24 protein-coding genes are annotated in these 20,014 nt (G+C 52.5%); 9 read left to right on the forward strand and 15 right to left on the reverse strand.

Annotated elements, in window-relative coordinates; all coding sequences use genetic code 11:
* Positions 1 to 8 precede the first annotated feature (8 nt).
* The 5 genes from KNP71_RS08480 to KNP71_RS08500 form a co-directional block, all read right to left on the reverse strand.
* Complete coding sequence (locus KNP71_RS08480) at positions 9 to 896, reverse strand: Cof-type HAD-IIB family hydrolase (protein ID WP_241764605.1); 888 nt, start codon at positions 894 to 896, stop codon at positions 9 to 11.
* 89 nt (positions 897 to 985) lie between these two features.
* Entirely contained in the window at positions 986 to 2,371 is a 1,386-nt protein-coding gene (hemG, locus tag KNP71_RS08485; protein WP_029595969.1) for a protoporphyrinogen oxidase, read from the reverse strand.
* Entirely contained in the window at positions 2,364 to 3,293 is a 930-nt protein-coding gene (gene hemH, locus KNP71_RS08490; protein ID WP_021066704.1) for a ferrochelatase, read from the reverse strand. Before hemH ends, hemG begins: the two co-directional genes overlap by 8 nt.
* A complete protein-coding gene (hemE, locus tag KNP71_RS08495) occupies positions 3,290 to 4,339 on the reverse strand; it encodes a uroporphyrinogen decarboxylase (RefSeq protein WP_021066705.1) in 1,050 nt (349 codons plus the stop codon). The genes hemH and hemE overlap by 4 nt, the downstream gene beginning before the upstream one ends.
* Positions 4,340 to 4,455: 116 nt before the next feature.
* Complete coding sequence (locus KNP71_RS08500) at positions 4,456 to 4,761, reverse strand: MerR family transcriptional regulator (protein ID WP_021066706.1); 306 nt, start codon at positions 4,759 to 4,761, stop codon at positions 4,456 to 4,458.
* Between the two features lie 129 nt (positions 4,762 to 4,890).
* On the opposite strand from KNP71_RS08500, the gene KNP71_RS08505 reads away from it, so the two are divergent.
* On the forward strand, positions 4,891 to 6,189 hold the full coding sequence (locus KNP71_RS08505) for an ammonium transporter (RefSeq protein WP_035385685.1): 1,299 nt from the start codon (positions 4,891 to 4,893) through the stop codon (positions 6,187 to 6,189).
* 39 nt (positions 6,190 to 6,228) lie between these two features.
* Here KNP71_RS08505 and KNP71_RS08510 read toward each other — a convergent pair whose 3' ends face one another.
* Complete coding sequence (locus KNP71_RS08510; RefSeq protein WP_029595972.1) at positions 6,229 to 7,359, reverse strand: ABC transporter permease; 1,131 nt, start codon at positions 7,357 to 7,359, stop codon at positions 6,229 to 6,231.
* The gene (locus KNP71_RS08515) at positions 7,356 to 8,093 is read right to left on the reverse strand and encodes an ABC transporter ATP-binding protein (protein WP_214828008.1); all 738 of its coding nucleotides are present in this window, start codon (positions 8,091 to 8,093) and stop codon (positions 7,356 to 7,358) included. Before KNP71_RS08515 ends, KNP71_RS08510 begins: the two co-directional genes overlap by 4 nt.
* Positions 8,094 to 8,260: 167 nt before the next feature.
* Here KNP71_RS08515 and KNP71_RS08520 point away from each other — a divergent pair, with 167 nt between their 5' ends.
* On the forward strand, positions 8,261 to 8,515 hold the full coding sequence (locus tag KNP71_RS08520) for a GlsB/YeaQ/YmgE family stress response membrane protein (protein ID WP_021066710.1): 255 nt from the start codon (positions 8,261 to 8,263) through the stop codon (positions 8,513 to 8,515).
* 47 nt (positions 8,516 to 8,562) lie between these two features.
* Here the strand turns inward: KNP71_RS08520 and KNP71_RS08525 are convergent, their stop codons facing one another.
* Positions 8,563 to 9,612 carry a hypothetical protein gene (locus tag KNP71_RS08525; protein WP_214803333.1) on the reverse strand — a complete coding sequence of 350 codons (1,050 nt, stop codon included), beginning with the start codon at positions 9,610 to 9,612 and terminating at the stop codon, positions 8,563 to 8,565.
* A 132-nt stretch (positions 9,613 to 9,744) separates the two neighbouring features.
* On the opposite strand from KNP71_RS08525, the gene KNP71_RS08530 reads away from it, so the two are divergent.
* Positions 9,745 to 10,173: an HIT family protein gene (locus tag KNP71_RS08530; protein WP_214803330.1), complete on the forward strand. Its 429-nt coding sequence runs from the start codon at positions 9,745 to 9,747 to the stop codon at positions 10,171 to 10,173.
* Between the two features lie 54 nt (positions 10,174 to 10,227).
* On the opposite strand, the gene KNP71_RS08535 is transcribed toward KNP71_RS08530, so the two are convergent.
* Positions 10,228 to 10,557 carry a hypothetical protein gene (locus KNP71_RS08535; protein WP_235045179.1) on the reverse strand — a complete coding sequence of 110 codons (330 nt, stop codon included), beginning with the start codon at positions 10,555 to 10,557 and terminating at the stop codon, positions 10,228 to 10,230.
* 174 nt (positions 10,558 to 10,731) lie between these two features.
* On the opposite strand from KNP71_RS08535, the gene KNP71_RS08540 reads away from it, so the two are divergent.
* Both KNP71_RS08540 and KNP71_RS08545 read left to right on the forward strand, forming a co-directional pair.
* A complete protein-coding gene (locus tag KNP71_RS08540; protein ID WP_021066714.1) occupies positions 10,732 to 11,088 on the forward strand; it encodes a hypothetical protein in 357 nt (118 codons plus the stop codon).
* A 59-nt stretch (positions 11,089 to 11,147) separates the two neighbouring features.
* Positions 11,148 to 11,711, forward strand: a complete 564-nt coding sequence (locus tag KNP71_RS08545) for an HTH-type transcriptional regulator Hpr (RefSeq protein ID WP_021066715.1) — start codon at positions 11,148 to 11,150, stop codon at positions 11,709 to 11,711.
* Here KNP71_RS08545 and KNP71_RS08550 read toward each other — a convergent pair.
* Positions 11,695 to 12,033, reverse strand: coding sequence for a DUF1878 family protein (locus KNP71_RS08550; protein ID WP_236355805.1), 339 nt, complete (start codon positions 12,031 to 12,033; stop codon positions 11,695 to 11,697). The two genes, KNP71_RS08545 and KNP71_RS08550, sit on opposite strands and share 17 nt — an antisense overlap.
* A 151-nt stretch (positions 12,034 to 12,184) precedes the next feature.
* Here KNP71_RS08550 and KNP71_RS08555 point away from each other — a divergent pair, with 151 nt between their 5' ends.
* Positions 12,185 to 13,171 carry a peptidylprolyl isomerase gene (locus tag KNP71_RS08555; protein ID WP_214803328.1) on the forward strand — a complete coding sequence of 329 codons (987 nt, stop codon included), beginning with the start codon at positions 12,185 to 12,187 and terminating at the stop codon, positions 13,169 to 13,171.
* A 126-nt stretch (positions 13,172 to 13,297) separates the two neighbouring features.
* On the opposite strand, the gene KNP71_RS08560 is transcribed toward KNP71_RS08555, so the two are convergent.
* Both KNP71_RS08560 and KNP71_RS08565 read right to left on the reverse strand, forming a co-directional pair.
* Positions 13,298 to 13,516 (reverse strand): hypothetical protein, encoded by a 219-nt coding sequence (locus KNP71_RS08560; RefSeq protein WP_214803325.1) that lies wholly within the window; start codon positions 13,514 to 13,516, stop codon positions 13,298 to 13,300.
* 277 nt (positions 13,517 to 13,793) lie between these two features.
* Entirely contained in the window at positions 13,794 to 14,666 is an 873-nt protein-coding gene (locus KNP71_RS08565; protein WP_214830483.1) for an HD domain-containing protein, read from the reverse strand.
* Positions 14,667 to 14,838: 172 nt separating this feature from the next.
* Between KNP71_RS08565 and KNP71_RS08570 the strand changes: the two genes are divergently transcribed.
* Genes KNP71_RS08570 through KNP71_RS08580 form a run of 3 tightly spaced genes read left to right on the forward strand, consistent with a single transcriptional unit; the run spans position 14,839 to position 17,159 of the window.
* The gene (locus KNP71_RS08570; RefSeq protein WP_214803320.1) at positions 14,839 to 15,750 is read left to right on the forward strand and encodes a magnesium transporter CorA family protein; all 912 of its coding nucleotides are present in this window, start codon (positions 14,839 to 14,841) and stop codon (positions 15,748 to 15,750) included.
* Between the two features lie 59 nt (positions 15,751 to 15,809).
* A complete protein-coding gene (gene dinB / locus KNP71_RS08575; RefSeq protein WP_251132784.1) occupies positions 15,810 to 16,901 on the forward strand; it encodes a DNA polymerase IV in 1,092 nt (363 codons plus the stop codon).
* 39 nt (positions 16,902 to 16,940) lie between these two features.
* Positions 16,941 to 17,159 (forward strand): YhzD family protein, encoded by a 219-nt coding sequence (locus KNP71_RS08580; RefSeq protein ID WP_251132785.1) that lies wholly within the window; start codon positions 16,941 to 16,943, stop codon positions 17,157 to 17,159.
* A gap of 32 nt (positions 17,160 to 17,191) precedes the next feature.
* Here KNP71_RS08580 and KNP71_RS08585 read toward each other — a convergent pair whose 3' ends face one another.
* The 3 genes from KNP71_RS08585 to KNP71_RS08595 form a co-directional block, all read right to left on the reverse strand.
* A complete protein-coding gene (locus KNP71_RS08585) occupies positions 17,192 to 17,665 on the reverse strand; it encodes a hypothetical protein (RefSeq protein WP_214830473.1) in 474 nt (157 codons plus the stop codon).
* A gap of 62 nt (positions 17,666 to 17,727) precedes the next feature.
* Positions 17,728 to 19,503, reverse strand: coding sequence for an SLC13 family permease (locus tag KNP71_RS08590; RefSeq protein ID WP_251132789.1), 1,776 nt, complete (start codon positions 19,501 to 19,503; stop codon positions 17,728 to 17,730).
* Between the two features lie 130 nt (positions 19,504 to 19,633).
* Entirely contained in the window at positions 19,634 to 20,005 is a 372-nt protein-coding gene (locus KNP71_RS08595) for a YlbF/YmcA family competence regulator (RefSeq protein ID WP_021066724.1), read from the reverse strand.
* Positions 20,006 to 20,014 lie beyond the last annotated feature (9 nt).

Raw genomic sequence — 20,014 nt, forward strand, 5'->3', positions numbered from 1 at the left:
CAACTTGTTTACTTCCATTCCCCGTTCATGACGCGCTTCAATGCGTTTGCGACGCCGTATTCGTCATGACGCTCTGTGACGTGGTGGCTAATGGCAATCAAGTCTTCGTGACTATTGCCCATCGCGATCGCTTTACCGGCCACCTCAAACATCGGGACATCGTTCAAGTTGTCCCCGATGACGACGACTTCCGATAAATCGACGCCGAAATGCTCGGCCAATTTTTTGACGCCGTGCCCTTTATCAGCCCCGTTCGCCATGACTTCGATATTGTCATTGCCTGAAGACGTGACGTAAACGCCTTCCACGCGCTCATCGATTTCCGTCCATAGTGAGGACATCTTCTCGAAATGACTCGAAAAGGCGATGAATTTATAGACGCGTCCGGCCTCATTCTTGATGAAATCCTCGATGTCTTCGACGAGACGGACGTCCTCGTTGACGTAATAACGTTTTTGGAAGAACTCATACATCTCGAGCGACCGCTCATCGCCGTTCTGCTTCAAGTTCTCCATCGTCGCATCGATCAAATCGAGTCGGCTCGCGACGAGGCCCGCCTCTGAATACATTTCATAGAAGACGTCCGAATATTTGTGGTCTTGATGCAACACCGACACGACTTCGAGCGCCTCTTCTGTCGTCAAATCGATTTCATGTAGCACTTCACCCGTTTCCGTCAGCACGCGACCGCCGTTCGAAGAGACGATCGGGCACGTGAGGCCCACCTCGTCGAGAATCTCTTTCGCGTTGAAGTAATTGCGTCCCGTCGCAATCGCAAAGCGAATCCCTTGTGCTTCTGCCGCACGGACGATTTCTGCCGTCTCGGGTGCAATTTTCGTGTGGTTGTGCAGGATCGTGCCATCCATATCGGATACGAACAATTTGTACGTTGTCATCAACATCCACTCCTCTTTTTCTGTTTCGCTTATAACTATAACAAAAAGAGAGGCCATCGGAATAATCCGACACCTCCCTTCACGAATCTTTACCCTTCTTCTGCGAGCGCTTTGATTTGTTCATGGACGCTCTTGATGCAGTCTGGCATGCCGATTCCGTCATAGGCGATGCCTGCGAGCAAGATGCCTGGATAGACGCGGCCCATCTCGGCGCGCAACGCGCGGACCCGATCGGAATGGAAGACGGCGTAAGGTGGCAACCCGTCCCGGAGCCGGCTGACGACCGTCTCGAGCGGTGCTGCTTTAATCGTCATCAAGCCGCCAAGGTCACGTAACGCCGTCGCGACAATCTCCTCATCGGACGCATCTACGATCTCATCGGCGCCCGGACGTCCGAGAAAGACGCGCAGGACGTGATACCCTTCCGGCACAGCATGCGGCCATTTTTGGTCGATGAACGTGCACGCCGTAATCGTCACATCCGCCTCCTGGCTCGTGACGAAGCCCGTCCCGACGAACGGCAGCTCGATATCGTCTTCTTTGAATACGAGCGAACACGTCGCCGTCGCGTGCGGTTTCATATCCGCGAGAAAATTACTGTCGACTTTCGGTAAGAACTGACGGATGAGCCGGGGCGGGACCGTCAAGATGAGGTGATCGGACTCGATATCGCCTCGATTCGTCAGCAGGCGATAGCCGCCTTCAATCTCCTCGACTTGTTCGACCGAACAGTTCAAGATGATTTCGGTGCGCTCTAGCCGCTCGGCAAGACGATCAGTGAGCGACTTCAATCCTCGTTTGAGTGAAGCGAACTGTCCAACTTTCTTGGCGCCGACTTCCGCGACCCGTTGTTCAGGGCGCAAGTGACGCATCCCTTCATACAAGTTCCCATGTTTCTTCTCGCCTTCGATAAACTGTGGGAACGTCGACAAGGCGCTCATCTGATCGATGTCTCCCGCGTAAATCCCGGAAAGAAGCGGTTCGATCAGCCGGTCGACGATCGGGTCCCCGACCCGTTCACGCAAGTACAAGCCAAGGGAGACGTCCGTTTCCGGTGCTTCGACGTCCGGTGGCGATAAGAGCATCGCCCGGAGTGCGGCATGTTCTTCGTCCGATAAGAGTGTCGTGTCCTTGAACGCATCGACGTCGAGCGGGATGCCCATGACCGTCTGTTTCGGAATCGGATGCAGCCCGTCATGATGGAGCACGTACGCTTGACCGACCCCGTTTCGGACGATTTCATCACCGAGACCGACGTCATGAATCAAATCCGTCATCGCTGTCTTGCGGAACACGTACGAGTCGGGCCCTCGTTCGACCGCAAATTCCCCCGTTTCAAACGTATCGATTTTTCCGCCTAACCGTCCGCTCGTCTCGACGAGCTTGATCGTGACGTCGTTCGGTAAATAGCGCTCGGCATAAAAAGCGGCGGTGAGACCTGTGATCCCACCACCGACAATCGTTACATTACGCATGATGTACAATCACGCTTTCCATGCGATCGGCGATGGCTTCAATGAAGCTCCGCTCCGCGTTTGGCATGTTAGGACGCGCGTAGTGAACGCCGAGGCGGTCACAGACGACTTTACATTCCACGTCGTTATCGAAGAGCACCTCGAGGTGATCCGCGACAAATCCGACCGGCGTGTAAACGAACGCTTCATAGCCATGCTTTTCATAAAGTTCAGCCGTCAAATCTTGGACATCCGGCCCGATCCACGGGTCAGGCGTGTTGCCTTCCGACTGCCAACCGACCTCATAGTTCGGTACGCCCGCCGCTTGGGCGATTTTGTCAGCCGTTTCTTTCAATTGATCCGGATACGGGTCGCCACCTGCCAAAATCTTCTCTGGCAGACTGTGCGCCGAGACGATCAAGCAAGCCTTCTCAGCCGGCACCGGCAAGTTCGCGAACGTCGTTTTGATGGCTTCCGCCCACCAATTGATGAATTTCGGCTCATCGTACCACGATTCGACCGAACGGATCTCGATGCCGTATTTCGCGGCTTCTTCATGCGCCCGTCCGTTGTACGACTTGACGCTGTATGACGAGTAGTGCGGGGCCAATACGACCGAGACCGCTTCTTTGATGCCGTCGTTCGCCATTTGCGCGACCGCGTCTTCTACGAACGGTTCGATGTGCTTGAGCCCGATATAGAGCTTGAAGTCGATTTCGCCCACGTGGCGCTCGTTCAAGATGTCACGGAGCGTCTCCGCTTGATCGATTGTGATTTTCGCGAGCGGCGACACGCCACCGATGGCCTCATAGCGCTCCGTCAAGTCTTGGAGTGCTTCCGGTGAAGGCTTGCGGCCATAACGAATGTGCGTATAGTAGCGCTCGATATCTTCAGGTTTGTACGGTGTCCCATAAGCCATTACGAGTAATCCGACGGTTTTCATAATGATTTGCCTCCCATTTTTTCACGTGAGTAGTCATGGATAAATGCTGTCAATTTGACGAGCACAGACGGATCGACTTCCGGGAACACCCCATGTCCCAAGTTGAAGACGTATCCAGGTTGTTTCATCCCCTCATCGAGGATTTCTTTCACTTTCGCTTCGATGATCGGCCACGGAGCCAGCAAGAATGACGGGTCAAGGTTACCTTGGACCGCTTTCGTGATGCCGCGGTCGCGCGCTTCTTGAATCGACAGACGCCAGTCGAGTCCGACGACGTCGAGCGGCTGGTCTTGCCACTCTTCAACGAGATGGCTCGCTCCAACACCGTGCATGATGAGCGGAATGTCGAGCTTGCGCAACTCGGTGAAGATCCGTTCTGTCGTTGGTTTAATATAACGAACATAATCTTTGCGGCTAAGCGTCCCGACCCATGAGTCGAACAACTGGAACGCTTGGATGCCAGCCTCCGCCTGCGCCGTCGCATACGTGATGACCATGTCGCCAAGCTTCTCCATAAGTGCGTTCCATACGTCCGGCTCAGCGTACATGAGCGCTTTCGTCCGATGGTAACTCTTCGATGGGCCGCCTTCAATCATATAACTCGCGAGTGTGAACGGTGCGCCCGAGAACCCGATGAGCGGGACTTCCAAACGTTCCCGAAGCAAACGGATCGTCTCGAACACGTACGAGATGTCGTCCGTGTTGAGCGGTTTTAAGCGTTCCACGTCTTCCATCGTCCGGTACGGGTTATCAATGACCGGACCGATGCCGCTCTTGATTTCCACATCCACGCCCATCGACGGGAGTGGCGTCATAATATCTTTATACAGAATGGCCGCGTCGACTCCTAGTTGTTTTACCGGGAGCTCTGTCACGTAGGCACACAATTCGGCATCATGCGTGATTTCGAATAATGTCCTCGTTTTTTTGATCTCACGATATTCTGGTTGGTAGCGTCCGGCTTGGCGCATGTACCAGACGGGCACATAGTCTGTCGCCTCTCCTTTAAACGCCTTCAAAATAGTATCGTTCATACGTCGCGTCATTCCCCTCTATAATTCTCCTACACTCTTCTTCTATAGGTATGTGAACTCAAAAACATTATACAGAAATTAATTAGAATAATGCTAATGTGAAGCATTTTCATTGTGTTTTCTTTGTGTCATTTCTTTGGCGGATACGTGCGGAATGCCGAATTGAGCTGACCACGAATCAAATCGTCACGCTGTTTCGTCGACAAACGCTTCTCGCGATCTTTAATGTCTTGAATCCGCCAGCCGTCTTCAAGCTTCGAGGCCACATCAATTAATCGTTCCACATCATGGAAAGAATATTTACGTGAACCGCCTTTTGTCCGTTCTGGAAAGACGAGCCCTTTTGACTCATAATAGCGGACTTGTCGCTCCGAAAGTCCCGTCAGTTCAGTAATGACGCCCATTCCAATTACTTTCTTCGACTTATAGTCCATCGCTCGTCCTCCTCCCTCACAAAAAAACTATGTCAGATAATCTGACAAATTGCAATCCAAGTCGAATTTTTCGTCTTACACTGAAAACAACTTTTGAATCACCAATCGAAAAAAAGGAGGAATCGCAACATGGAAGACATCTTATATTATATGGACACGCTGTTCGTACTCATCGCCGCTTTGCTCGTCCTGACGATGCAACTTGGATTTGGGTTGCTCGAGACGGGGACGCTCCGGGCTAAAAACGCCGGGCACGTCGCAGTCAAACAAATCATCAGCCTCTCTGTGGCGGCACTCGCCTTTTGGGCTGTCGGCTTCGGCCTCTCATTCGGGGACGGGACCCGCTGGTTCGGGACGGAAGGATTCTTCATGAACGGATCGTTCACGAGCCTCGATTGGGCCAACGTCTCAATCGACATCAAATTCTTGTTCCAGTTGTCATTCGTCGCCGTAGCGCTCGCCATCGCCTGGGGCGGGTTCGCAGAACGGGCTAAACTGTCTGCATACGTCTTGTTCGGCGTCTTCTTCGTCGCCATCCTGTATCCAATCGTCGCCCGCTCTGTATGGGCTGGTGGACTTCTCGGGACAATGGGCATGCAAGACTTCGCCGGTTCGGCTGTCGTCCACCTTCAAGGCGGAATGGCTGCCCTTATGGCCACCATCATCTTAAAACCACGTCGTAAAACGGAATCACTCGCCGGTCATAACCACGTCTTGACGGTCGTCGGTGGACTCGTGCTCTGGCTCTGCTGGTTCGGTTTCAATGCCGGATCGACGATGTCGGTCGCGGACGGCTTCTTCGGTTACGTCGCTCTTACGACGATGCTCGCCACGGCTGCCGGCGCTCTCGGCGCTCTCGCCGTCGTCATGATTCACAAGAAAACGGCCGACATCCCGACAATCGTCAACGGTGTCCTCGGGGCACTCGTCGCCATCACCGCTGCCTGCGCCTTCGTCGAACCTTGGGCCGCCATCGTCATCGGTGCCCTCGCTTCGATTGCCACGTACGGTACGAGCATCCTCATGGCGAAATATATTGACGATCCGCTCTGCGCCTTCTCGGTGCACGGTGTCGCGGGAATCATCGGGACGCTCGCGCTCGGATTCTTCGCCTCGCCTCGCTTGGTCGAGATCACAGGCATCGGTTCGGCCGGCCTCTTCTACGGCGGCGGCTTGACTCAACTCGGTGTGCAAGCACTCGGCGTCTTGATTGCGATGGTCATCGCCGGTGGCGGTAGCTACGCCTTCTTGAAACTCCTCGACGTCACGATCGGTCTTCGTGTCACGGAAGAACAAGAAGAAATCGGCCTCGACATCGCCGAGCACGGTGTATCCGCATACGGTGAAGTCGAGACAGAACCTGAAACTCCGGCACGTCTCCCGAAAATTCTCGGGTCGAGCGTATCGGTCATGTCACCAAAAAAATAACGACAACAGTCAGGGACACCCAATGCGGGTGTCCCTGTTTCATGTCAATCGACTCAAGTAGTATCGGACGACCAGGTACGCGAGTCCGAGACCGACGAGCGCGTCCCACGTCGCCCCAAACAAGAGCGAGGCAACGCCGAGGGCGAGCAGTTGCGCGAACAATAGCCGCGTCGCCCACCATTTATAGGCGACAAGCCGCTCGGTACGTGTGATTGGCAACCACGACGCCATCGACACGGTGTCGAGCCGTTTAAATAATGGCACGAGCTGGAGCGCCGTCAACCCGACGAAAAGCGGGACGACCAACCCGACATACCATCCACCCGAGAGCCACATGACAACGAGCGCGACGGCGGAAAGACGCAACACGAGATCGAGCGAATCGTTCGACCGCATGACCCGGAGCCCGTACACGTATCGGGCGGCATCGGCCCGTTTCAACACCGACCGCTCGAGCAGGCTCACGATGAACGACCGTTCCCGCACGTCTTCCCGCATCGCCGGCACATCGACGAACCAACTGACGACCCGGTTGAACTGGGCTTTGCTCTTTTCTTCGAGCGTGAGCCAGTCAAGCAGCGGGATGCGCCGATTCCGTCGCACGTGGAGCAGGACAAACGGGACGAGTGCGGGCACTGGCGTCAACAACGGCACACCGAACAATACGAGGAAGCCGCTGGCGAGTGCGCTCGGCAAGACGACGTATTTAATCCCCTCCAACTTGGCGAGACGACCCGCGGCTGAAATGAGTACACTCGTGGCGAGGATGGCTCCGACTTCGACCGACGTGAGCGCTTGCGTCCGGACGAGCAGCGGCAACACGACAAGCATGACGAGGATGGCGCGGACGGCGGCAAAGACGACATTGAACAGGCGGATGCCTGTCATGAACGCTTGAATCTCACCGAGACGCGGCAATAGGAAGACTTGATCCGCTTCTTGAATCAACGTTCGGGGACGATGGCCGAGCGGAAGGAGCAACCAAATCAGCGCCACAATCCATTCACTCGGAAAAGCCGGGTCCAAATCCGTCAAAAATTGGTTATACACGAACGCCCCGTAGATGAGCGTGAAATAAAGCGTGAATAACAAGCCACCGTTCGCGACGTAGCGGCTGTATTTCACGACGTCTTCCACCCAGACGCCAAATCGTTGTTTGAATACGTTCATCGTTTCCGCTCCTCGGCCTCAATCGCCTCGACATAGATGTCATCGAGCGTGGCGTCCGGACGCAGACCGTATGTCTCGCGCAGTTTCGCGGCCGTCCCGGTCGCGATGACCGCCCCTTGGTGCAAGAAGACGAAACGGTCGCAGTGGCGCTCGGCCGTCTCTAGAATGTGTGTCGACATTAAGATGGCGCAATCTTCCTTATACTCGTCAAACAATCGCAATAGTTGACGAATCGCGAGTGGATCGAGTCCGACGAACGGTTCATCGACGATGAGAAGCGGGGACTTCGTCACGAGCGCACAGAGAATCATCGCTTTTTGACGCATTCCTTTCGAAAAGACGGACGGGAACCAGTCCAGTTGCTTCTCCATCCGCATATCTCGTGCCAATCGCTCGGTCCGGTTCGTTAAATCTGCCGCATCAATGTCATACGCTTTTCCGATCAACGTCAAATGTTCACGTAACGTCAGCGTGTCATACAAAATAGGGGTCTCGGGTATATAGCTTATTTTCTTACGATAATTCTTTTCTGACGAGCTGAGTGTTTGACTATCGACTTCGACCGATCCTGAAATCGGATCAAGCAATCCTAAAATATGTTTGATTGTTGTCGATTTTCCGGCTCCGTTTAGCCCTATCAGCCCGACGAGCTCACCTTTTTTTACATCAAATGAAATATCGTGCAACACTTGTTTACCTATATAACCGCCATTCAAATGGTCGACGTGCAACATGAAAAATCCACCCCTCATTTTCAACTTTTTTTTGTGATATATGTTTTAAAAGCTGTCACATGGGAATAATCTGAACTGTAAGGCATTTTAAAACTTATTCATTACTTCCATTGTTCCATAAAATTGTTAGTGAGAACAATGGACAAAACAGAAAGGAGAATGTTTTTATGGGTTGGATTATCACTTTAATCGTCGGGGGTATTATCGGTTGGTTAGCAGGTCTTATTTTAGGTAAGGATGTACCAGGTGGCGTCATCGGGAACATCATTGCTGGTATCATCGGTGCTTGGCTCGGTGGCCTCATCTTCGGAGACTTCGGTCCTGCAGTTGGCGGCATCGCGATTATCCCAGCACTTCTCGGTGCGATTATCTTGATCTTGATCGTATCGTTCGTTATGAAATCAATGAACCGTAAACGTTAATCTACGGCTCACGTAAAAGGGACCCTCGCCGAGGGTCCCTTTTTTTGTCATGTCAAAATGAGATAGATGGCTTCATCCCGCTCGATGAACCGTTTCTCGCTCTGTAAGCGCAAGAACGTGAAAATCGACTCGAGCAACGTCCGGTCGTAGAGCCATTCGAGGCCGAGGTCCGTGTCGACTTTTTCATTCGGTTCGCCCAAGAGCGCGAGCAGGTCGTCGGGCCGCTTCTGTAAATCGATATCAATGCGATCGACCCGGCCGTCGACAAACCGGAGCTCCATCCCATCATAGCGCCAGACGTCGCCCCGTTCCATCGGTTCACCAATCTCGTCGACGACTGTCTGTTCCCGTTTGTTCATGAGCGCCTCAAGCGTCTCGATCGAATGACCGGTTTGCGCTTCGACCTCGATTTCAATCAATTCGGCCCTCTCGAGGTCGAATTGTCCGGCCACCGTCTCGTCCTGGTCCGGCAACAAGCCAAACGCCAGTTGCGCATCTTCCGTCAACGTCACGGCCTCGGTCTCGGTCACCGTTTCCCCATCGACGACGGCGACGGCTTTGACGTCGTAGCGGCCTGGCATGCGAACAATCTCAACTGCTTCGCCGGCCTCATCAATCCGTCCCTCCTGCACCCCGTCGATCCAAATATTTGTCAGCGGAACGTCTGCAGACGTCCGCAACGTCTTTGGCAACAACTCAATCCGATAATCCGCAAAGCCGAACCGCCCTTCGCCCGTATCGACGAGACGGAACAATCCATCCGTCTCCATGCCTTGTGCCCGGTCCGACCGGTCCTGCGCCACTTCCGAGATGGCCTCGCCGCGAATCGACTTTTCTTCATTCAACCACCCCATGAACCGGAGCGCCTCAGCTCGCGTGAGCGGTTCTGATTCATATTCGACATTCTCCTGGAAGAAGCTGACGTCTTCGGTCAACAAGGCGTCCTTGAAGCGAACGTGAATCTTGTCGTTGGCGGCAGCCGGTTTATATCCCCATTGATAGAAAACACCGACCGCGAGGCCGACACCGAGCGTCACGAGGAGCCCGAGGTAGATATTTCTTCGCCGCGACGGTTTCTTCGATCGTACATACGCCATCCGTTCCCTTCCTCTCTCTACTTGCTATTGGTTTCAGTGTAAGGGGCATCGTCTGTCCGGACAATCGTTCTTCCGCCCGAATTTCCATGTTATGATGAGATGGATTAGTCATTCATGAATGGAGGAGTCAGCATGCACACTGAGGACAACTGTATCTTTTGTAAAATCGTCAACAACGACATCCCGTCGTATAAGGTATACGAGGATGACGCCGTCGTCGCGTTCCTCGATATCTCTCAAGTCACGAAAGGGCATACGCTCGTCATTCCGAAACATCATGCCCGTAACATCTATGAATTGCCGGCCGACGTGGCCCGTGACGTCTTCCAAGCCGTCCCTGCCGTCGCGAACGCGATTCAGCGTGAAACAGGTGCGATCGGGATGAACGTGTTGTCTAACGCCGAAGCGATTGCCGGACAGACCGTCTATCACTTCCACATCCACCTCTTGCCGCGCTACGGCGAGGCGGACGGGTTTGGTGCCAAGTGGGAAACGCATCAAGACGCGTACTCATCTGACGACATGCAGGCGATCGCCGCCGGCATCAAAGCAAACCTGTAACGAACAAATGGACCGCCGCCTGTTGAGCGACCGGTCCATTTTTTGTCTTGCGCCTCATGACGAGTTGATTGAATCGAGATGGCGTTTCCGCTCCTCTTCGATTTGGGCACGCTCGACTTGTAATTTAATCGCCTGCTCGTATAACTGTTGCCGCGATTTGACAGATTCCGCTTGTTCGAATTCTTTTCTTAACAAATTTAGACGGGCGTCTATTTCAATCAGTCGCTTTTCAAGCAAAGTTTGTTTCCGCGTCTGTTCATTATGTTCCGACGCTTCATATCCCGCCTCGAGTGCTTCCATTATTGTCTGTGCCCAAGGGTCATCTCCCAGTCGCTTGGCCGCGTTATACAGGTCTAACATGTCATCAACCCAACGCTTTTGCATATTCACTGGAGGTCACCTTCCTTTACCTACAGTTTAAAATAAAATGATTTTTCGGTCAAAATTGAATGTTCTGAAAAATTTTATTTAAGATATAGGTTTTTAATCTCTCTTTTTTGGTAAAATAATATGAAAAGAATGTATTCTAGTATGAGTGTGCTCGAGGAGGGGAATGTATTGTCGAATCACAATCGTCGCGATTGGGTTGCTTTCGGCTTTGTCGTAGCGTTTCTAGGAGCTGTGACCGTGAAAAAACTCGCCCGTGGAACGGCGAATGACGCGGCGGCCAATCAACACCGAGCGTCTACAATCACTACGTTGAAAGAACAATTCCAAAAAGTCGCTAAAGATGCGTCGCAAGTTGCGGCGGCAGGTAAGTTACAAGGAAAAGAATTGACAGATCAAGTGAAAGCCGAAGTCGAACGCTATCAACAAGACATTCAGCCTTCAATCGAGCGGATCCAAGGAAACCTAAACGAGCTTTCGAACGTACAGTCAGATGCGACCGAAGCGAAAGCGGAAAAGGCCAACTGACCGGTCTGTCGTCATCGCCCGTCGTTTTAGTCACATTGTATCGGAAAGGATGGATCGACATGGAACACGAAAAAGAATTCACTGGCCCTGAGGCCATGCTCTATAGTCATAAAATCATTCAACTTAGTAAGGCACTGTGGAAGACGGTCGAGAAAGACTGGCAAAATTGGATTAAACCGTTCGACTTGAACATAAACGAGCACCATATTTTATGGATCGCTCACGCCCTCGGCGGCGCCTCGATCTCAGAGATCGCCAAATATGGGGTTATGCACGTATCGACGGCGTTCAACTTCTCGAAGAAGTTAGAAGACCGCGGTTTGCTCACGTTCTCGAAAAAGGAGACGGACAAACGAAATACGTACGTCCAATTGACGCCTGAAGGTGAGGCGCTCTTGCTCGAGACGATTCATGCGTTCGATCCGGAAGAGAACGGCGTCTTCCGCGCCTCGCTCCCGCTCCAAGAATTGTACGGGAAATTCCCGGACTTGACGGACATCACCGCAATCGTTCGCCGCTTGTATGGCGACAACTTCATGGACATCTTTGCAGAAACGTCGAAGATGATCACGGAAGAAGCCGGACGTCGCCCTGAGGACGACGAGATCAGTAAAGAAGCTTGACCTGCCGATACAGCGGTTCCGTGACGTCTAACGCCATCCCTTGGCGCACACACGCCGCGAGAATCGTCTCGGCCTCTAAATGAGGATGAAGCATCCCGACGAAATGAACGAGCAAAGGCTCCACGGACGACAGCCCGTAGCGCATTTGCTCGTTTTGTCGTTCTCGGATATCATCAAGCAACGCGAAAAACGCAACGACGTCTTGCCGTGTCAGATTCGCCTTGAGCACCTCATGTTCAAAGGGCCGCTCCGACCAATCGACCGCCCCGAGCAACAGTTCCATTTGAAACGATAATTGATTGATTTTCTCTTCTAACGACACGTTCTCCACCCCATCATTTCACATTCTCTTTCATCATTATACGACACGTTTCTGTGCTATGATACTACACAGGTAAGAGAACAGCTGTTATCATTAACAAAATGTGGTATAGTCGGATTTAGAAACTTATAGATTTATAGGGGTGGAATATATGTCAAACGGAATGACGAATGAACCGAACAAACAGAATAAGAAGTTTTCAACAGGCGCCCTCGTCGGCGCATCAGCGATTGCACTTCTCATCGGTGTCGGCGGCACGTACGCGGCGACAAGCGGCGGGTCTTCTGACAACTCTCCAGTTGTTTCATTTGAAGGCGGCGAAGTGACGCGCGGCGAAATCGCCGACATGAGCTACGACCGCATGGTCCCACAACTTGCGTTCCAAGAAACGATGAACGAATTGCTTGAAAAAGAGTACGGCGATAAAGTCGAGCAAGAAAAAGTCGACGAAGAGTTCAGCAAGACCGAAGAGCAGTTCAACTCGAAAGAAGAGTTTGAGCAAGCGATTCAACAAGCCGGCATGACGAATACGGACGAGTTCAAAGAAGCGCTCCGCGGTCAAATGCTCGTCGATGCTGCGAAATCAGAACTCGTCGAAGTCACAGACGAAGATATCGAAGCACAGTTCGCGAAAGAAAACGTCGAAGTCAAGGCGAGCCATATCCTTGTCGAGACAGAAGAAGAAGCACAAGCGATCATTAAAGAATTGAACGACGGCGGCGACTTCGCTGACATCGCGAAAGAAAAATCGACAGACACAGGTTCTGGTGAAAAAGGTGGCGACCTCGGTTACTTCTCAGCCGGCGCCATGGTCCCTGAATTTGAAGAGTACGCGTTCCAAGAAGACGTCGTTGGCAAAGTTTCTGAGCCGGTTCAGTCACAGTTCGGCTTCCACGTCATCAAAGTCATGGACCGTAAAGAAAAAGACCTTAAACTCGAAGACGAGAAAGATCGCATCCGTGAAGCATTGGCGACTGAAAAAGCCGCTTCTGTCGACGCGAATAAGATTTATGCCGAGTTGATCGAGAAATATAACGTCGATGTGAAAGATGCGAAAGCATCGACACAGTTCGATGCTGTGAAAGACGCTCTTAAAGCGGAAGAAGAAGCTCCGGCCGAGGAATCGACTGAGAAATAAGCAACAAGTGAGTGGCACCGTCACTCACTAACTGAGTAAAAAAGAGGCCCCCTGCCGCGATTTGTTTGCGCCAGGGGACCTCTTTTCATGCATATGGTCAGTGATTCAACTAACAACTAAGAATGATTATCTTGGATTTGATGTTTTCCTGTTCTGTTCGTCATTGGTCAAATCTATATAAAACCCTAAAATAGAAACATATTTTATAATGACCGTTCCACCCGTCTGCGTATAAAATTCACGCTCGTAGTTTTGCCAAAAGTAGGCGTCTCTCTCACTATAACTTTTGAATGTTAGCTCTCCATACTCTTCGCTATAATAAGTTATTTCGTGTGCTGGATACATGTGATACTTCCTCTGTAAGAAACTATCTTCTTTAGTTAAGTCTATATATGTTTGAAGAAGAAAAACAATAAGCAGCAAAGCGATCACTTTTCTAAAAATCGACATTCATTTTTGCCCCAATCTTAAATGCTTCATTCCTATTAACCAAACCAAGCCTGTGAGAAATTCACTGAAAAAAATTCGTTTCATAGTACTTACCAGAATAGAACAGGAATGCTAATCATCTTCAATTGAATTTGAATCATAAACTTTAACTATTCCGAAGTTATGGTGCTTCTTACAGTTTAGGTTTATAAAATGCCCGGTTATCGAGCGCCATGACCCGTTCTGTGAACGTCCCTGGCTCGACGCCTTCGAACGCCTTATCGAACATGTTCATCCGGGCATCGATGTTGTCGATAAAGAAGAGCATCTCGGCTTCCGGGAGCTGCGGCGCGTTCGCCGACCCCCACTCCGGTTTCCCGTGATGGCTGAGGACGAGGTGTTGAAGCAACGTCACGACTTCACGGTCGGTGCCGAGCTCGCGTGCCATGACTTCAATCTCTGATGCCATAAGCGACAAGTGCCCAAGCAGTTTGCCTTCGAGCGTATATTCCGGTGTGATTGCGTCCGACAACTCGATTACTTTCGCCAAGTCGTGGAGCACGACGCCTGCAACGAGCAAGTCCCGATTCAATTGCGGATACAGGTCGCACATCGTGTCAGCCAGCTTCAGCATCGACAGGACGTGGAACGCAAGCCCTGAATAGACCGCATGGTGATGGCGCACCGCTGCCGGATACGTGAAGTAAGCTTCCTCGTTCCGGTCGACGAGCGCCGTCACGAGTTGTTTCATCCCTACGTGCTCCATCGCCTCGATATAGCCGCGAATCCCCGTCTCGAGTTCTGACTTCGGCACTGGGGCCGAGCGCACGTATGGCGCGATGTCCGTCTCACCTTCGATGATGGAGATTTGTTTCAACTTCAACTGGGTCCGGCCACGGTAGTCCATCACTTCCCCGGAAGCATGGACAATCTTTTTCGTCGCATATTTGTCCGTATCGGCACTGTCCCATACTTTCGTCTCAATCTCCCCGCTCTCATCGCATAGGATGAGCGTCAAATATGGTTTGCCGTTGCCGGCGAGTCCACGATACGATTGTTTAATCATCACATATTGGTTCAACGTGTCGCCCACTTTGAGCTGACCGATTTTAGTAGTCGTCAAAAAAAGCACCTCTCTTCTTGTCAGTACCTACATCTTAACGAAAGTTCAGGTCAGATGCCAACTTTCTAAGAAAAGCGGGAATACTTGAGAGAGAAGCATATTGGGGGAATGGAAGATGAATTGGAATTGGTATACACGACCAGAAGAAATTGTACATGTCGACAATCACTATGAGGAAGCGTACACGTATTGGCTCGAACAATTGACGACGGCGAAAGTGACAAAAATCATCGTCGAACGCGATTATATGTACGGATCGCTCACGCTCGATTATGAACAGTTGGAACGCGAACCACAAAAAATCGGGCACTATTTCGTGACCCGGGACTTTTTATGGACAATCGGGTTTGATGAGCTGTATTGCGAGACGGTGGCCGCGAAGCAGTATGACTCGCCAATCGAGGCGTTCTATGACCTGCTCTCTGAAAAAATGGACTATTATTTTCATGGCATCGATGAGTATGAAGAACGCTTGATGATGACCCAGCGTGAGATGAGCGGCCAAGTCCCGCCTGAATTTATGAATGAGATTTTCGGACTCCGCAACGAGATTGAACGATGGTCCGACACCGTCGTCCCATATCGTGAATTGCTCATGGCCGGACGTGAGGCGTTCCTCGATGTCGACTTAGATGAATTGAAAGCCTATCGCCTTGCCACGTATCGGGTCGACCGGCTCTTGACGCTGATTGAACATTACCAAGAGGATGTCATCGCGTTAACCGACCTCGCCTCGACGCTGTCGAACTTTCGCGGCAACGAGATTATGAAGGCGTTGACCGTCTTCACGGCTTTGACGACACCAGTCGTCGCCTTCGGTGCCATCTGGGGAATGAACTTCAAAGCGATGCCTGAACTGAAGTGGCCGCTCGGTTATCTGTTCGCCTGGATGATGATCATGCTCTTCACAGGCTTGGTCTATGCGTGGTTGAAACGGAAGAATTGGATTGGCTCGCTCTTACAGTTCCCGAATCAAGTCCACAATCAAAAACGTCTAGAAAAACAACGGAAAAAGAGAAAACAGTAAAAAAACGAACAAAAGTTCGGTATACTGAAAGGAGCAGCTGCCATAGAAAGGTGATGTACATGGAACGATTGATTATCCACGTTGATATGGACGCGTTTTACGCCTCGGTCGAACAGCGGGACCGTCCTGATTTACGTGATAAGCCTGTCATCGTCGGTGGCGCCCCCCACAGCCGTGGTGTGGTCGCCACCTGTTCGTATGAGGCGAGAAAATACGGGGTGCACAGCGCCATGTCGTCACGGCGTGCGTTTGCGCTCTGTCCTCAGGCGACATTCGTCAAACCGCGCTTTCACGTTTATCGGCACGTCAGCCAACAAGTGATGGCGATTTTCAAGTCTATCACGCCGCTCGTCGAACCGCTCTCGCTCGACGAGGCCTATTTGGATGTGACCGAGAACACACTCATGAGCACGTCCGGCCCTTATATCGCGCGCTATATCCTCGGGGAAATCAAACGCCGGACGGGACTGACGGCCTCGGCCGGAGTCGCCCCGTCGAAGTTCGTGGCCAAGATCGCCTCAGGATTCAACAAACCGAACGGACTGACTGTCGTCGAAGCAGCCGATGTCGAGTCGTTCCTCGCCCCGCTCCCGATCACGACGATGCACGGGGTCGGTAAAGTGACGGCCCAAACACTGTTCAAGCACGGCTACCATACGATTGCCGATTTACAGCGTGCGCAACCTGAACAACTGAAGGCCATTTTCGGATTCGACCGTGGGAGCCAACTATATGAACTCGCGTCCGGTCGTGATAACCGTCCCGTCGTCCCGACGCGGGAACGAAAATCGATTGGCTCCGAGACGACGTTCGCGTTTGACCTCGATGACCCGGAGGAAGTATACGAACGGGTCGTCCCGGAAATCGAAGACGTGCTCCATCAACTCGACCGACGCGAACTCAGTTGCCAGACGGTGACGATTAAAATCAAGACGAGCGAGTTCCAGGCCAGGAGCCACCAAATCAAACTGAACCATCCGACGCACGACCACGACGAGATTAAACGGCTCGCCCGCCGCCTGTTCGACGAGATGGCGATCACTGAACCGGTCCGCTTAATCGGGATGACGGTGTCCGATTTGATCCCCCGGACTGAGACGGCGCGCCAGCTCACGTTCGAGGAGCTGACAAAACCTTCGCTTGAAGAATGAATGACCATTCAGTACAATGAAAGAAAAGGGGGCAGACGGATGGAACAGTATACAATCACGGCATTCGAGAACGACGGCACAATCGTCTTGAACGATTCCTTTACCGCGGCAAGCGATGACGAGGCGAAAGCGAAAGGGCTCGCGATGCTCGAGGAAGCCGGGCACCTCCATAAAGGGGCCCGCATCGCACGTCGCGGCCAACTGATCTACTTCGAGCGCTGTAAACTGCCAGGAAAACTGAAAGGCACGGCCTCATAACAGAAGCGCCTCGGGAATCCCGAGGCGCTTGTTCATTCACTATATTTGGCTTCCCACTCGCTGCGCCACTCCATGTAATCGGGATGCAGCTCTTCCGCCGTCTTCCCATCGAGTGAATAGCTCGCTCCGGTAAGCGGCTCGGCCGAATCCGGATATGACGTCCCGCCGATGATCTCGCCGTCCACCATCATCACAAAGACGTTCGCCTGACCAAGTGGATGGTTGCGGACGATAAAACGCTCTTTCCGAATATCACGTCCGATATAGTCATCCGGCGGCGTCGTCTGCACCTCCCACGTACTGCGCGTCGGCAACTCAAGCAAATCCGCCTTCTCAAAGCTTAACGTTCGATCCCCTTCATAAGAGACGACGTCATAGCCTTGCTCCTCTAAGTACGCCTTGGCCACTTTGGCGTCCGCCCCGAGCGTCGGTGCCGGTTGATCGCTCTCATTCGAGCAGGCCGCAAGCAAGAACACAGCCAAAATCATCCCAACTCGTTTCCACATTGTCTCTCCACCTCACCGTTTAGCATTTTTTTACATATTCGGCAGATTGACCAACATGTCCTTCAAAATGGGAAGAGGAGTAAAATCGTGAAGATGGCGATGACTGCCGTCACTACTTGCAACGGCAAGCCGACTTTGACAAAATCGAAGAAACGGTAGCCGCCGATGCCGAACACCATCGCATTCGTCGGCGAACCGAACGGGGTCATGAACGCGAGCGAGGCTGCAATCGCGACGGCGACGACGAATGGGACCGGACTCACTTGAAGTGCCGCGGCGAGTGATACGGCGAGCGGTGCGAACAAGACGGCCGTCGCCGTATTCGAGATGATTTGACTGAGCGCCATCGTCGCGAGGAAGATGGCGACGAGCACCCAGACCGGTCCGGCTTGACCGAACGAGTCGCTGATCCACGTGACGAGCCAGGCCATAATCCCGGCATTGTCGAGTGCTTGACCGACGGGAATCATCGCGGCAATCAATAACAACGATGACCACTGAATCGAGTCATAGGCGACATCCATATGCCGCACGGCTCCGGTGAGCACCATGGCCAGTGCTGCGAGCCATACCGCCACGGTCGGGTCGACCCACTCGAAGACGAGGAGCGTGACCATCATGAGCATGATGAGACCCGCTGCCAGCTGATGACGCTCGGACACGGCCCGGTTCGCGACATCGGTCACCCGCTCATTGGCGAGCAACAGGGACGTCTCGTCCCCAGCTCGTTCTAAGTCACCCCACTCCCCTTGCGCGACGAGCATATCTCCGCGCTCGAGCGGAACGTCTTTCAATCGTGTGATGGCAATCTCTTCGTTCGGACGGATGACTTGAAGCACATTCAACCGATATTCGTTGCGCAAGTGACTATCCGATAAACAACGACCGACGAGCGGGCTATCCGTTGGGATGGTGAAGACGGCTACGCCGGCCGCTTTCCCGTAGACGGCCTTCAAGTCGACGTGTTCCACCGTCACCCCTTCCCTTCCGGCAATTCGCCGGACATCCGCCTCTGCTCCGCTGACATACACTTGACCTTCAGTGAGACGCGTATCCGCACGCGCTGTGACAAAGCGGTGCGTCATGCCTTTTTGTTGTTCACCGACGACGATTAGACCGTCTCGTGACCAATTGACGTCGCGGAGCGTCCGCCCGATTAAAGGGTGCCCTTTCGAAAGGGATAAGGCGAATAGGCTCACATGCGGCACCGCCAAGCGTGGCATCGTCGCGGTGCGCACATCGCTCGTACCGAGCAATCGATTGCCGATGACGTAGAAATAGAACAGCCCGACGACTGCCATGACGAGCCCAATCGGTAAGAGCGCGAAAAAACCGAGCGTGCCAGCGGACGTGTTCCGTAACGTCTCAGCCGCCACCAGGTTCGGCGGCGTCCCGATCAGCGTCATCGTTCCGCCGATACTCGAGAAGAACGCGAGCGGCATCAACAGTTTGGCAGGACTCGTCCTCATCTGTCTCGACATGGCGAGTACGACCGGAATCAATAAGGCGACCGTCCCTGTATTCGACATGAGACTCGACAACAAGGTCACCGTGACCATCAAAACGAGAAAAAGACGCACCTCACTCCCTTTTGCGAACGGGATAAGCGCAGCACCTAACCGTTCGGCCAACCCTGTGTGAAATAGGCCGGCCCCCACAATGAACAGTCCGGCGATCATGAGCACGACCGAATTCGAAAAACCGGCCATCGCTTCGACCGGTGTCAGTTGATTTGTCAAAACGAGCAAGAGGAGACCAATGAGCGCGACCAAGTCGGCTCGGAGCCAGCCTCCAATAAACCCGATAATCATGATCGTTAAAATCACCAAGGTGACCATCACGTCCACCCTTCCTTGTGAAAGTTTCTACAAGCTTACTATACCACGCATCATGTAAGCGTTATCATAAGGTGGGTGACAATCTTGGCAACAAAAAAACGGATGGCTCGATTGCCATCCGCATCACTTCTTATTGAACTTCGTGATCATTGACCATCGGAGCGTAAAGCTCTTCAAGTGGCTTCATGATAATTTTCGTCACTTCTGTGACGAGTTGATGCATGCGTTGCTCTTCTTGCATGAGCTCCATGATCAATTCGTTCTGTTGAACGCCCATCATTTTCGTTTGCGCGTCCATCATCTCTTGTTCAGAGATTTCTTCGCCTTGCATCTGCTTCTGTTGAAGGGTCATTTGGATGTCACGGAAGTCAGCGAATAACTGGTTCGCTTCTGCATCCGCATTGACACGGTCGTATAGTGAAGAGAGATTTGTGAACTCCTCAGAATCGCGAAGTGCTTTTTCCAATTGGTAAGCATGATCGTACAAGTTTGTTTGTGACATGTGACGTCC

The organism is Exiguobacterium sp. s56 (genome assembly GCF_018618255.1).
Classification (GTDB): domain Bacteria; phylum Bacillota; class Bacilli; order Exiguobacteriales; family Exiguobacteriaceae; genus Exiguobacterium; species Exiguobacterium chiriqhucha.